This is a genomic window from Campylobacter sp. CNRCH_2013_0671h (genome assembly GCF_025773055.1).
Classification (GTDB): Bacteria; Campylobacterota; Campylobacteria; order Campylobacterales; family Campylobacteraceae; genus Campylobacter_D; species Campylobacter_D lari_D.
This window is the reverse complement of record NZ_JAKMTG010000001.1, coordinates 88,382-103,116: the sequence shown is the minus strand read 5'-3', so window position 1 is coordinate 103,116 and position 14,735 is coordinate 88,382. Positions and strand designations below refer to the sequence as shown.

At 28.5% G+C, this 14,735-nt stretch carries 10 protein-coding genes and 1 tRNA gene; 2 read left to right on the top strand and 9 right to left on the bottom strand.

All coding sequences use genetic code 11. The features are described 5' to 3' along the window. Genes pyrH through L8X97_RS00510 form a run of 7 tightly spaced genes read right to left on the bottom strand, consistent with a single transcriptional unit; the run spans window position 1 to window position 6,764 of the window. Complete coding sequence (gene pyrH, locus L8X97_RS00540; RefSeq protein WP_133319251.1) at window positions 1-726, bottom strand: UMP kinase; 726 nt, start codon at window positions 724-726, stop codon at window positions 1-3. A gap of 55 nt (window positions 727-781) precedes the next feature. Then, complete coding sequence (locus L8X97_RS00535) at window positions 782-1,957, bottom strand: murein hydrolase activator EnvC family protein (RefSeq protein ID WP_133319252.1); 1,176 nt, start codon at window positions 1,955-1,957, stop codon at window positions 782-784. Continuing rightward, the gene (locus L8X97_RS00530; RefSeq protein ID WP_263659928.1) at window positions 1,954-2,760 is read right to left on the bottom strand and encodes an ABC transporter permease; all 807 of its coding nucleotides are present in this window, start codon (window positions 2,758-2,760) and stop codon (window positions 1,954-1,956) included. The genes L8X97_RS00535 and L8X97_RS00530 overlap by 4 nt, the downstream gene beginning before the upstream one ends. After that, a complete protein-coding gene (locus tag L8X97_RS00525) occupies window positions 2,747-3,403 on the bottom strand; it encodes a cell division ATP-binding protein FtsE (RefSeq protein ID WP_039625813.1) in 657 nt (218 codons plus the stop codon). The genes L8X97_RS00530 and L8X97_RS00525 overlap by 14 nt, the downstream gene beginning before the upstream one ends. A 46-nt stretch (window positions 3,404-3,449) precedes the next feature. Then, entirely contained in the window at window positions 3,450-4,640 is a 1,191-nt protein-coding gene (trmB, locus tag L8X97_RS00520; protein ID WP_263660620.1) for a tRNA (guanosine(46)-N7)-methyltransferase TrmB, read from the bottom strand. Beyond that, window positions 4,640-5,848 carry a fibronectin type III domain-containing protein gene (locus tag L8X97_RS00515; protein ID WP_263662382.1) on the bottom strand — a complete coding sequence of 403 codons (1,209 nt, stop codon included), beginning with the start codon at window positions 5,846-5,848 and terminating at the stop codon, window positions 4,640-4,642. Before L8X97_RS00515 ends, trmB begins: the two co-directional genes overlap by 1 nt. Continuing rightward, the gene (locus L8X97_RS00510; protein ID WP_263660618.1) at window positions 5,802-6,764 is read right to left on the bottom strand and encodes an RluA family pseudouridine synthase; all 963 of its coding nucleotides are present in this window, start codon (window positions 6,762-6,764) and stop codon (window positions 5,802-5,804) included. Before L8X97_RS00510 ends, L8X97_RS00515 begins: the two co-directional genes overlap by 47 nt. A 71-nt stretch (window positions 6,765-6,835) precedes the next feature. Between L8X97_RS00510 and L8X97_RS00505 the strand changes: the two genes are divergently transcribed. Both L8X97_RS00505 and L8X97_RS00500 read left to right on the top strand, forming a co-directional pair. Next, complete coding sequence (locus L8X97_RS00505) at window positions 6,836-7,945, top strand: FtsW/RodA/SpoVE family cell cycle protein (RefSeq protein WP_087700555.1); 1,110 nt, start codon at window positions 6,836-6,838, stop codon at window positions 7,943-7,945. Window positions 7,946-7,997: 52 nt separating this feature from the next. After that, window positions 7,998-8,074 (top strand) — tRNA-Ile (locus L8X97_RS00500). Between the two features lie 11 nt (window positions 8,075-8,085). Here L8X97_RS00500 and L8X97_RS00495 read toward each other — a convergent pair. Both L8X97_RS00495 and L8X97_RS00490 read right to left on the bottom strand, forming a co-directional pair. Then, window positions 8,086-8,373 (bottom strand): hypothetical protein, encoded by a 288-nt coding sequence (locus L8X97_RS00495; RefSeq protein WP_263662381.1) that lies wholly within the window; start codon window positions 8,371-8,373, stop codon window positions 8,086-8,088. 49 nt (window positions 8,374-8,422) lie between these two features. Further along, window positions 8,423-14,029, bottom strand: coding sequence for an inverse autotransporter beta domain-containing protein (locus tag L8X97_RS00490; RefSeq protein ID WP_263662380.1), 5,607 nt, complete (start codon window positions 14,027-14,029; stop codon window positions 8,423-8,425). Between the last annotated feature and the right edge of the window lie 706 nt (window positions 14,030-14,735).

Here is a 14,735-nt window from a genome sequence, read left to right as displayed (position 1 = left end):
TTAATCTTGATTTTTAACAATAGAGCATAAGCTCATATCGCCTTGGATAATTTTTAATAAATTTCCTTCTTTAAACATATTACATACCACAATAGGTAAAGCATTATCTTTAGCTAGGGCTATTGCCGTATCATCCATAACTTTTATATTATCATGTAAAGCTCTTTCATAGCTTAACTCATTAAGCATAATAGCATCATCAAATTTTTTAGGATCTTTGTTATAAATTCCATCTACCTTAGTTGCTTTAATGATCATATCTGCTTGAATTTCAACCGCTCTTAAAGTTGCAGCAGTATCTGTAGTAAAATAAGGATTGCCAGTACCACAAGCAAAAATAACTATGCGTCCTTTTTCTAAATGTCTATGTGCTCTTCTCATAATATATGTTTCGCAAAATGCTTCCATTTGGATAGCACTTTGAACCCTCACATCAAGTCCAGCACTTTCTAATGCTTCTTGCATAGCTATAGAATTAATTACAGTAGCAAGCATACCCATATGATCGCCACTTGTTCTTTTTATCAGTCCATCTCTTGCAGCAGATACCCCTCTAATGATATTACCACCACCTATTACAATACCTACTTCAACATTTTCATGAATCAAACTTTTTATTTCAGAAGCTATATATTTTAAAATAGAATTTTCTATACCAAATCCATTTTCTCCAGCCAAAGCTTCTCCAGAAAATTTAACCAATACTCTTTTTCTTTTATTGTTCATTAAATTTCTCCTTTGATTTAAAACTATATCAAAATTCGCATTAAAAAAAACTAATTTATTTAATCATTTCCAAAGGATTGATATGAAAATTCTTTTGGGTTACTTCAAAAGTTAAATCACTTTCAACCCTACCTATAATATAACCTTTCTTGATATTTCTACCTACTTTAACCCCAGGAGCAATTTTATCTAAATGTGCATAAATAGTATGTATACCATCTTTATTTTCAACAATCACAACTTGCTTTAAAGTTGGAGTTGCTTTTGCAAAAACTACTTTTCCATCTAAGACATTTCTTACCGCAGCATTAGCACTATCACTTTTTAAAACTACATTTTCATTATAGATCTTAATATTATAAATAGGATCTATATAATTTCCAAATTTTTGCTTTACTGTATAAGATTCTAAAGGAGCTATTGTCTTAGGACCATTATATCGCTTAACACTGCTTGTTTGATAGCTTGAACCCACTTGTTTTATATTTGAATTTGGCTTTTGATCATCCTTTTTTTGTGCTAATTTTTCTTCTTCTTTTTCTTTGATAATTTTTAATTTATTGAGTGTTTTTCTTAATTCTTGCTGCTGGGCTTGCAAATTAGAAAGTTTTCTAGTATAAATTTCTTTATCAGTTTTTTGTTTAGCTATTTCTTGCTCTTGTTTTTTTCTAAGATTTTTAAGCTCATCAATTTGATCTTTATAAACTTTTAAATTATTATTAATTGTAGTAATTTGTCTTTGCTTTTCTTCTATTTTTTTGCTCACATCTTCATAATCTTTTGAAATTTGATAAAATTCTTCTTTGAAAATTTTATCCAAAACCCCAACTAACTCCAAAGCAATAATACTATCTTCACTTTCAATATAATTTTTAGGGATTGCTAAATCATAAGCAAAATCTTTAGCAATTAAATCAATTATTTTTCCTTCGATCTTATTTTTATTTTGCAAAAGATCTTTATTTTGTGCATTAAGCTGTTCTAATGCTTTTATTTGAGTTTTCACAGATCCTTCAAGTTTAGAAGTTTTTGAAGTTAAGGTGCTAATTTCTGAAGCAATTTTTTTTAAATTTTTCTCATTATCTAAAATTTCACTAGCTAAATCTTCTAATTTTTTAGATAATTGCTTTACTATGCGTTCATTTTCTTTAATATCTTTTTGCTTTTGTGCAATTTCATTTGCAAATAAAACAGAAAAGGAAAATAAAAAAAGCAAAAAGCATTTTTTCATTTTCTAACCTTAAACATCACAAAATTCACACAAGCAAAACAAACACAAAGCATTGCTAAAAAAATCAAAAATAAATGCGTGAAAATACTTATTTTAGGTAAGCTAATGTCTACACTCTGTAAAGCTAGTTTAATGGATTCAAGATCATAAACTTGGGTAAAAAATAATACAAGCAATAAAAATGCTATAAAACAATCAATAAAAACTATCTTATAAAGCATAAAAGATCTAAACCAAAATGGGGCGCCAAGCAAGCACATGATTTCCACTCTTTGAGTATGCTCGAAAAGCCAAATTTTCATTTGTTTAAGCAATAATACAAAACTAAGCAATATTATAATAAACAAGAAAAACCATAATAAAAATTTCACTAAAACTAAAAGTTTATAAATTTTTGTATGCGTTTTTGCAAAAGTCTCCACTCTAGTAATGTTAGGATTTTTTAAAAGTTTATCTTTTAAAATGTTTAACTCATCTTCTGACAAAAGCTTATTAAGCTTCAAAGTATAAAATTTTGGCAATGTAGCCTTTAAAACCTCTATGTTTTTAGCTGATATATCATTTTTAAGTCTATCTATCATTTCATTTGGATTTAAAATTTCTAAAGACTGAAAATGACTAACCTGCTCTTCTATGCTTTTTTTATCTAAGTGAGTTTTTCCTACTAAAATGATATTATAGTCTTTATTTAAAAGTTTTTCATAATATTCAATAGTTTTATTTGTGATAATCAAAAACTCAAAAGCAAACATCATCACCATTAAAGCAAATATCAAAGAAAGATGATTTTTAAAAGATTTCATTCATTCTCCCATTTTCTATATTAAAACGACGATAATCAAGTCTTAAATTAGTAGGAATTCTATGTGTGACAACTACCACGCAAGTTCCAAGTATTTCTCTAGCTGATTTTAATAAAGTCCATATAATATCTGAAGAATACTCATCTAAATTTCCCGTTGGCTCATCGCATAAGAGTAATTTTGGATTATGTGCTAGGGCTCTTGCCATAGCCACGCGTTGCTGCTCTCCACCTGAAAGTTGAGCTGGCTTTTTATCAGCTTTGAAAGTTAAATTTACATGCTTTAAAAGCTTTGCAGCTTGTTCTTTACATACATTTTTACTATAACCTTTAATCATCAAAGGTAACATTACATTTTTTTCTACACTAAATTCTTGAACCAAACGATAATCTTGAAAAATAATTCCTATTTTTTGCCTAAGCTGCAAAAGTTCAGCATTAGAAATATCCACTAAATCATTATTGCAAACCTTTAAATTTCCACTTATTGGCTCCAAATCCCCATAAAAAGATTTTAACAAAGTTGATTTTCCACTACCACTTTTTCCTGTGATAAAAACAAAATCATTATCTTTTAGCGAAAAACTAGCATTTTCTATAACAAGCTCATCATAACCAAGACAAAGCTTTTTGGCTTCTATCATCACTGCTTTTTCCTTATCATTTGTTTGATAATTATTTAAATCATTATTATTTAATATAAGAATACAATATTTCTCTTAATTTTTCTATAGCTTTTAAATTTTCTTTAGTTTTAAAAGGTTGCTCAAAGATAAATTCTATCTTTTGTAAGTTTAATACTATATAAACATGTTCAGGTTTATAAAAAGCACCAAAAGCTATTTTAATAACAAGTTCTTCATCTTTAATATACATTTTTTCAAAATGCAAGAAAAAATCTTCGCCTTTAAAAACTTCATTTTTAAAATTCTTTTTTATACAAGCTAATTCTTTTGTATTTAATTTTAAATCCTCAATAGCAAATTTTTGATTTTTATTCAAGCTTTTACTCTTGCTAAAACCACTAATGATTAAATCATATATATCTTTATTTTGTCTTTTCCAACGATCTTCATATTTACTTGAAATTTCTAAATTTTCATTTTTTTTGATTAAAGCTTTTAAATGTGAGAAAGTTAAAAAAGTCTCCAAAGTAAAATCAAAATACAAAAAACTATCCGTTCTAAGTTCAAATTGTCCATCTTCTTTTAAAACCCTAGCGCATTCATTTGCAAAATTTAACCCCACTACTCTACGGTGAGGCTTTTTATCCCAAGGAACAGGAAAATGCAAAAAGATTTTATCCACAAGATTAGATTCAAGTACGCTTAATAATAATCTTGCATCAGTTTCTATTAATAAAACATTGTTTAAATTTTCACTTAAAGCAAGTTTAGCTACTTGTTCTAATGCAGGAGTGTAAATTTCTATACCAATTATCAGTACATTAGGATTTTGCCTAGCTTGATAAAGCAAATGTCTACCGCTTCCAAAACCTATTTCAATATAAATTTGTTTTTTATTTTTTATTTGTTCTAAAATTTCTTTTAAATCATTAGCAATTAAAGGTGTTTTTTGGATTAACCTTGTGTGTTTTAGCGCCACAGCTTCACAAACTACATCTTGAGTAAAATTTTCTTTAAATACAAGTAAAGCCTTTTGCAAATACCCAATTTGCGAAGGCTTAGTATGTTTTTCACCCTTTATAAGCCATTCTTGACTTTTTTCATCTTTTTTAATTTGTAAAAAAAATTTTTCTTGGTTTATACGCGTAAAAAGCAAATCAACATTTTCACCTTTAGCAAGCCATAAGAATTCAACTCCATCTTTTTCAAAAGGAAGTTGAATTTCTTTTAAAATTTTACACTTAAAATTTGGCATTATTTTACTGCTGTAAATTTATCAGAAGCTTTTGATTCTATGCCATTTGCATCGATAGCAATAACTTCATAACTATATACTTTTCCAGGAGCTGCAGTAATATCTTTTAATTGTTTAGATTTAATCTCTTTAAACACAGCATTACTTCCACCACCACTTCTTTTAACTATGTATTCTTTAGCTCTATCATCATTATCAATCCACTCTACTCTAATACCATCATCTTCAACAGCACACAAAACAATACTTGGCGCTAATGGTGCTCCTAGGGTAATACCTTCCACAGGCTCACTTGCTATAGGACTTTCTAGGCCATCTTTATCGACCATACTAACTTTATAATATCTTTTTTCAGCCACACCTTTAACCACATCTTCATAAGTATTTTCAGAAGTTTTAGCTACCACACTAAAAGGTAAAAAAGTAGTTGAACTTGAATAAATTTTATAATAAGCAAAATCAGCATAATCAATTTTATCCCAAGTTAAAATAATTTTTCTTGGTGCGTCTTTACTTGCTTGTAAATTACTTACCATAGGAGGAAGGGCTTTGGTAGTTGATTCTACTATTTTACTTGGAGTGCTTTTAATACCATCATAAGTTAAAGCTATGATTCTATATTGAAAACTTTCATCAGGTTTTAGCGAATCATCTATATATTCAGCACTTAAGCGATTTTTGATTCTAGCTAATTCTTTAAATTTCATATCTTTCATATTTGCACGCTCAATGATGTATGAATTTACTCTTACATCAGGGTGTGGTCTCCAAACTATTTTTACACGATTTGGCAAACCAACAATAGCTTGCACAAAAGGCACTGGATCAATCACTCTATTTGTAAAAGCTTCTATACTTACACCATCTTGAGAAACTTGTCCAAGTTCATTAAAGGTTTTCATAGAATAATAATATCTTGTATTTGGTGCTAAATTTGTATCAGTATAGTGAGTTTGAAATTTATTTTTGATTTTTGCTATAAGCTCCATAGGTGCACCAGCTGCATTTGCTCTATAAATATAATAACCTGCTATATTTTGATCATACAAAGGTTCCCATTCAAACGCTATACTTGTAATATCACTTATATTTTTAATACTTGATATTTTTGGTAAAGTATCATTTACTTGAGCAATTTGCGGTGAACTTACGCTACAAGCACTAAAAGCTAAAGCAGAACTTAAGATAATCCAATGAAGTTTTTTCATCTATCTCTCCTTGTGTAAAATTTTCTTTTAAAATTTGATAAAAATCATCAAACATAGGAGCTTTTACAAACATCAACTCTTTAGTCCTAGGATGAATAAAATAAATCAAATACGCATGAAGCATTACTCTATTATACTTTATTTTTCCTTTATATCCGTATAATTGATCTCCTAAAATATATCGATTAAAATCTGCTAAATGCACCCTGATTTGATGAGTTCTTCCTGTGTATAACTTAGCAGCTATCAAAGAGCAATTTTTAGCGCTTAATAAATTTATAAAATCTGTTTTTGCATTTTTTGCTAAAGGGTTTTTAGTATTTGTAGTAATTTTTTTAAGCCTATTGCTAGGACAACGCATAATAGCTTTTTCATTACTCATTTTATCATTTTTCAAAGGCAATTCACTCAAAGCAAGATAAAATCTACCCATACTTTTATCCAAAAGCTGATTTGCTAAAAATTGATGTGCTTGATTGTTTTTAGCTATGATGATAGCTCCACTTGTGCCCTTATCAAGTCTATGCACAAGCCCTGCTCTATGTTCTCCATTTAAATTTGACAAAGCATAGCCCTTATGCAAAAGCCAATCCACCAAAGTCGCTTCTTTAACACTACTTGCACCATGCACGACAACATTAGGAGCTTTGTTTAAAACCAAAACATCATCATCTTCATATAAAATTTCTATATCAAACTCAGGCGTGTAGCTTTCTTTGGCTTCTTTTACTAAAGGTAAAAAAATACTTATTTCATCTTTTTGTTTTATTTTTTTAGAACTTTTATTTTCTATTTTTTCATTAATATATATGCAGTTTTCTTTGATTAGTTTAGCAACTTGCGAACGACTTTGCTTAAGTATATCTGATAAAAAAACATCCAATCTTTCTTCACAAAGTGATGAAATTTTTAGCATATTATATTTCCTTGTGATAAAATTTGCAATTTTAGCATATAATTATGTAATATTTTATAAAAAGGGTAGCTTTGATAAAACTTGATAGAAGAATTTTAACACATTTTGACTTTGTACAACCTCTTTTAGTGTTACCTATCATAGCTATATCTTTTCTTTTAATTTATGAGGCAAATACGCGCTTAGCTGAAAAACAATTTATCTATACTTTAGTGGGTTTTGCAGGATTTGCGTTTTTTTTCTTTTTACCCTTAAGAAGACTAATGTGGCTTATACCTGTGTTATATTGGATTAATATAGCTTTACTTTTAAGTGTGGATATTTTTGGTGTTGAAAAACTTGGAGCTAGAAGATGGCTTGAAATACCTTTTACGCATTTTACCATACAACCTTCTGAAATTTTTAAGCCCTCTTTTATTTTAATGTTAGCTTATTTGATTTATCAAAATCCTCCACCGCCTAATGGCTATGGTTTAAAACAATTTTTAAAGCTAAGTTTTTATATTTTGCTTCCGTTTTTGCTTATAGCAGGAGAACCTGATTTGGGAACAGCTTTAGTGCTTTTAATAGTAGGCTTTGGAACGCTTTTTATCATAGGAGTAAATTATAAAATTTGGCTTAGTATTTTTTTAGCTATAGCTATAGCCTCACCTATTATTTATAGTGATTTTTTAAAGCCTTATCAAAAACAAAGAATTCATGATTTCTTAGCTGAAGAGCCAAGTTACCATGTAAAACAATCCATCATCGCTATAGGAAGCGGTGGTTTGAGCGGAAAAAAAGCAGATGAAGCTACACAAACACATTTTAAATTTTTACCTATTTCTACGAGTGATTTTATCTTTGCATATTTGTCTGAAAGATTTGGTTTTATCGGCGCAGTTGTAATCATACTACTTTACACCTTACTCATTTTTCATTTATTGAGTTTAAATTATAAGCTCAAAGATGATTATTTTACAAGAGTGGTGACAAATTGCATTGCTTTATTTATTTTCATATATGTAGCGGTAAATATATCAATGACTATAGGTTTTGCTCCTGTTGTTGGTATACCTATGCCATTTTTTAGTCATGGGGGAAGTTCTTTTGCTACCTTTATGATTTTCTTTGGAATTTTACAAAATTTAATAACTTTTAGGTATTTAGCAATAGAAAAAGCGGTAAAAATAAAATTCTAAATTTAAATTAAGGAAATAAAGATATAATAACATTTTTATTTTAACTTCTGGCGGATTTATAGCTCAGTTGGTTAGAGCAACCGGCTCATAACCGGTTGGTCGCAGGTTCGAGTCCTGCTAAATCCACCATTTATTTTGCATTACAACTTGATTTTCAAAAAAAACATTTTCCAATGAATTTTTAGTATTTTTATGATATTTTTGCAAATTTCTTTCTTTTTGCTTTCTTCTATTTGGAGTTTATCTAAAAAAGTTTCTTCAAGAGTGTTAATAAGTTGTATACATTCTTTTGCATTAAATCTTTCTACTTCGTTTAAAGGTGATAACGCTTTTAACAATAAATCTTTATATTCCATAAGAGTTTTAATATCTACCTCTGAAAGCTGGGCTAACAGAGATAGAAATTGTTCAAAATTATACAGTGGCATATATTTCTTTCTTTTTCCATAACATTATAAAATGTGCCTATATATCCGACTAATAAATTATTTCATGATCTCCACCACCAAAAGTAACATCTCGTATTCTTGTGACATCTGCACCTAAAGTATTAAATCTCATTGTAAAAGTAGGAGTTTCGGTCAATGGTTTAGTGCACCATGTAGTTGATATTACAACTTTCGCTTCACCGGAATTATCAAATTCTTTATCCCATCTTTGTATTTTTGGCGGAGTTTGACCATGGCCAACATCGAGTTTGGTTCCATCAAAATCAACTTTTTCTCCTGCAATTCCATCGGTTAATGTTAAAGTTGCACTGGTATAGCATGAAGCAGGATCTTTCCAAGTATCATATATTGCATGAATGCGTTTTTGCACCTCAATACTTCCTACAATTGCCTCATGATCAGTTCCATCCCATTCTTTATATTTCACTTTAAGACTAAAAATTCTACCGGTGTGTTGAGTAACTTTTCCAATAGGTTTAAAATTTAAATAAACTGAACCTTCATCATCAGTATGAAGCTTGCCTTTATTTACAAAATTAGTATAACCAAGATACTGATCTGGTTGAACATCTACACTAGAGTTTGGAGTTAATCCATATAGCTCTATAGTTGCTCCTGTATCAAATGGAATATATCTCATATTTATTCTTGGACGAATTGGTCCATCAAATACAGCTGTTTCAGTAGCTTTTTCACTTCCATCTTCATATTCAACGCTTACTTTTACCGGATGAGCAGTAGGATTAATTGTTTTAAACTTAGTTAGTGCAACACCTTTACTATCAAAATATTTTGGAATTAGATCTTCTTTTTTTGGAAGTACTCCATCGCCGGCAATACTCCATTTTATTTTTGCATAAGGGGTGCCTTTTGCCGATATACTGACAACTTCAAACAAATATGGATTTAGCTTTGTTTGACCAAGAGTTAATTGAATTGGAATCTTCTTATAATTTAATTCTTTACTTAAATTTTGACCCATAGCATTTACACTAATTACAGGGTTAGCTTTAAATGGAGCTTTAGAAGTAATAGTTGCTTTAGCTTCACCACTAGCATTAAATGTTGCTTCTTGATTACTTAAAGTAGCGTCTCCACTTAAACTCCACTCTACTTTAGAACCTGTTTTTCCACCTTTTAATACAGCGTGTACTACTTCTCCTTCTTGAGCATTTAAGGAATTCTTATCTATATCTAAAACAAGAATAGTTTTTCCATTATAAGTAATAGTTTTACTTATTTCTTGACCCATAGCATTTACACTAATTACAGGGTTAGCTTTAAATGGAGCTTTAGAAGTAATAGTTGCTTTAGCTTCACCACTAGAATTAAATGTTGCATCATGACTACTTAAAGTAGCGTCTCCACTTAAACTCCATTCTACTTTTTCATAAGGTTTTCCACCTTTTAATATTGCGTGTGCCTCTTCTCCTTCTTGAGCATTAAAGGAATTCTTATCTACAATCAAGGTAAGCTGTTTATATATATAAATTTCATCTGTAAAAAAATCCGCTGACTTATTTTTTGTTTTCATATATTTAAATTGAATATTGAAATTACTACACAATGGATTCGATACTCCATAAAATTCCAAAGTAGCCTTACCACTAGAATTTACTCTAACATGATCTTGCTTTGGTTTAGCCGCTGATAAAAAATCATGATATATTTCAATTTCTGTATTCGGGATTAAATTACTTACCTCAAGATGAAAATCTTGATTTAATTCTATGGTTTGCTTATAACCATTATAGCTAGGATAAATAATACTAGGGATATATTCTTTATCTACATATGCAATAGTAGTGCTAACACTTTGTCCAATAGTATTTACACTAATTACAGGGTTATTTTTAAATGGGGTTTTAGAAGTAATAGTTGCTTTAGCTTCACCGCTAGCATTAAATGTTGCTTCTTGATTACTTAAAGTAGCGTCTCCACTTAAACTCCACTCTACTTTAGAACCTGTTTTTCCACCTTTTAATACAGCGTGTACTACTTCTCCTTCTTGAGTATAAAGTGTTTCTTTATCAAGTTCTAAATTCAATTCTCTTTGATAAAGATTAATTTTATCTGCAGTTATTTCAGCCTTAGTAATAACTGATTTCATATAACTAAACTTAATAGTAAGTTCTTTAACACTAGGATCACTAATACTACTAAATTCTAAAGTAGCTTCACCTTTATCATTAACATTAAAGCTTTCTTTTTTAGCTTTCACTCCTTTACTTCCACTGATATTATCAATGGTTGAATTTGGTAATAAACCGCTTATTTTTAATACATAATCTGAGTCATAATCTATAGTTTTATCTAATTTTTTCCAAAAACTGACTTTATAAGAAGGATATTCTATTTTTGGAGTATATATAGTTCCATCTATATAAGTTAATGTTTTAGTGAGGTTTTGGCCTAAGGTATTTACATTAATTATAGGATTAGTTTTAAATGGAGCTTTAGAAGTAATAACTGCCTTAGCTTCACCGCTAACATTAAATACTTTATCAGTCTTAGTTAAAGTAGCACCCCCACTTAAACTCCATTCTATTTTTTCATTAGGCTTACCACCTTTTAAAGTTACTTCGGCATTTTTATTAGGTTCTGCAATGATAGTACTTGGATCAGCATTAAAGGAAATAGCGTATTGATAAAGTTTGATTTTATCTAAATTAAGCTCCTTTTTAATACTACCTTGTTTGATATAATTAAACTTAATAGCAATATCTTTAACACTATAATCACTAATACCACTAAATTCTAAAGTAGCTTCACCTTTATCATTAACATTAAAGCTTTCTTTTTTAGCTTTTACTCCTTTACTTCCACTGATTTTATCAATAGTGGAATTTGGTAATAAACCGCTTATTTTAATATTAAAATCATCTATATAATCTATAGTTTTTTCTTGGGTTTTAAAGCTTGGATATTCTACTTTAGGAGTATATTCTTTAATCTCATAAGGCAATTCTTTTTTAAGATCTTTAGTCATAGTTTTAACTTCTAAATTTGGATTAACTTTAAATGGAGCTTTAGAAGTGATAACTGCCTTAGCTTCACCACTAGCATTAAATGTTGCTTCTTGATTGCTTAAAGTAGCGTCTCCACTTAAACTCCATTCTATTTTTTCATTAGGTTTACCACCTTTTAAAGTTACTTCAACATGATCAAGTTTTGGATCTTTTAAAGCTTTGTTATTATCACTTTCATAAGCATGAATTTTATCTTTACTAAAACTAATGCTTGGGGTATATTGGTGGAGTTTGATTTCTCCACTTACTTCTTGAGTGCTAGCTGCGCTTTGATTACAAGTAGCAATGATTTGTAATCTTTTAATATTAAAATCTTTTACTCCTTCAAATACTACCTTACTCTCACCTTTATCATCAGCTGTACTTTCTTTATCGTTACTAATTCTTAAAGTTTTATTGCTTTGTATATCTTTAGCCTTCCATAAAACTTTTGTTTTTGGCATTAAACCTTTAAGTTTTACTTCAAAGTCGCTTTTATAATCAATCATTCCTTTTTCAAAGTCTTGATGAGTCACAGGATCTTTTCCAGCAGGAAGCTCCATAGTGGCTGTATAATTTTTAATCTCTAAATCTTTACTTCTTTCTTTTACTAATTCATCACTCATATTCTTAGCAATGATTTTTACTTTTTCATTTCCACTAAGTCCTATGATTTCTACACTACTCTCACCTTTATCATCAGCTATTAAATTAAGCTCCTTAGTAGTTTTATCTTTATCAACAAATAAAGCATTATCTCCTTGTATACTCCATTTAACTTTTGTAGAATTAGCTTTTAAGTTTTTATAACTTGCATGAGTTTTTTCTTTATTACCTATAATAGCTTTATCTAAGATAATATCATTATCTCCATAAATTGCTATTTGAACAAATGTTTTTAAAGTAACTCCCAATACATTAGCAATGATTTCAGCTTTTTCTTTATCTTTCATGTTTACATCAGGTTTATAGATGATATTTGAATTTCCATCTTTATCAGTTTTATCTGAATTTGGCGTTTTTTCTAAACTTCCTTTACCATTTAATTTCCAATGAATTGCCAAATCGCCTGCTAAATCATTTCCTGTAAATGTGATTAGAGATTTTTCATATCTTTGTATATTAGAAGGTTTAGCAAATATCCTAAAGTCTTCTTTTGGAGCTATGATAGTAATAGGGAAACTTTCTTGAGCATTCCCTGCTTTAGCAATTAAATTGGTTTGGCGTACTCCATAAGAGTGGATTATTTTTACAAAAACTTTTCCATTACTATCAGTAATATAATGATTTCCATCTTTTAAGATTACACTTTTTTGTTCAGGAGTTACACTCATAGCAACATTTTTAACTGCTTGATTAAAGCCATCTTTAAGCATAATACAATGAGTATTACCTCCCAAATTTCCGCAATAAGAAATATGATAAGTATTGTTAATAGCTTTATATTCAAGCACCATAGAATAATCTCTATCTATAAAATGAGTTCTAGAGCCTTCAATGGTATTATTTATACCTGCTAATTTTGTATCAAAAGCGTGTTTGAAGGCATCTTTATCTAAAGGTATGTTAAAATTCATAGCTATATTTGTGCCTTGTTTATCACTTTCATTACTTCTTTTATGGCTTAGCGAAAAAGTTAATGCAGGACAGGGTGAGTAAGTAATACCTCCTTCATACACTAAAGGATTTTTTTCTAAATCTTCATAGCAGTTTACATTGCCAAATGGAGCTACCTTTTCTCCATACCATTTACTCATATTAGCAAAAACAGCTACATTACTCATGGAAGGAAAAGCATATTTAATACCCATATCCCAGCCATTAGCAGGGCGTTCTAAGAAAGTTAGATCATTATTTGCATTTTTAAAATCATAACTATTAATCCAATCACTTAATCTTTGATAAATATTAGCATGGAAAGCTAGTGTATCTAACATACTTTCAAAGCCCAAAGATATTCTTTTATGCTCTCTACTAAAATCATGATCATAAACTAAATTTAATCCTAGCATGATATTTCCTGAATTATCTAATGCTAATGCATTAGGATAATATCTTATACCACCACCAAAATGACCTATGATTCTATTATTATCATATCCACCTATACCGCTTTGTAAAAAATAAGATATTTTTGGATTATCTTCACTCATAATAGGTAAAAGAACTTTAGCATTACCACTTAAACCACCCCTATCATTATAGTTTAAATTAAACTCACTATTAATGGAGTGATTAAGAGCATGTAAATATTCTTGGATTAAAGTATTAGCTTGTAAGCTTAAATAATTGCTTGCTAAATCTCTTATAAGTTCATCTCTTTCTTTACTATCCTTGGCATTATATACATTGCCTATAGTTTGAATAACACCAATAACATTATTAGATAATTCTTCATCTTCTTTACTAAGATTAGAATCTTTCTTTGATTTTTCTTCTAATAGCTTTTTGACTCTTGGGTCAATGCTATCATATTCTTTAAGTATTTGCTTTTGATCATGGTTTACATGATTAAGTGCAAGAGTTTGATTGTCATCTATAATGATTTTATCTTGATTTTTTAAAATCATTATTTGAGAAAAAAGAAAAGTGTGAATGATTAAAACAAGTAAAAGTGTTTTTTTCATATCCCCCCCCCCGAATCCTTTGCATAAAATTTTTTATTTGTGATGAGAATATGATAACACAAAAAATACAAAAGTGATAAAAAAGTTATAAAAATATTGAAAAATAGCCAAAAAATTAATAAATATAATAATTATTTATAAATTATAATCAAAATTACTTTTATTTTTTATTAAAAAAATGCAAATAGATTTATTATTATTTAAATATATATGAAAAAAACTTATCATTTACTTTTTAAAAACAATGAAAAATAATCTTTTTGAATTTTTATATTTATATTTTATTATACTATTTAACATTTTTAAAAGTATTAGCATTTAGTATTTTAGATAACAGTGTAAGGTGTATTTATCATATTTGGTATATAAAGTATAAATACTAAGCTTATATATAGTAATAAATAAAGAGTATAAATACCTTATTATACTCTTTAGATAACTACAATATAGCGTTTTTGTATAAATTTGATAATAGTTGTTATAATCTTAAAATTACTTATTAAAAAAATATATTTAATTATAATTTGTATGTTTTTATAATTTGGATAATAGGTAAAAGAATATATATAATATTTAACAGAAAATAAAAAGTGATTAAATAAAGTTAGATATATAAAGATATTTATAGTTTTATATATTATTTTTATAAATTAAAACAAACATATTTCACAATTAAGCAAGATTGGCACAACCAAGAATTATTTAG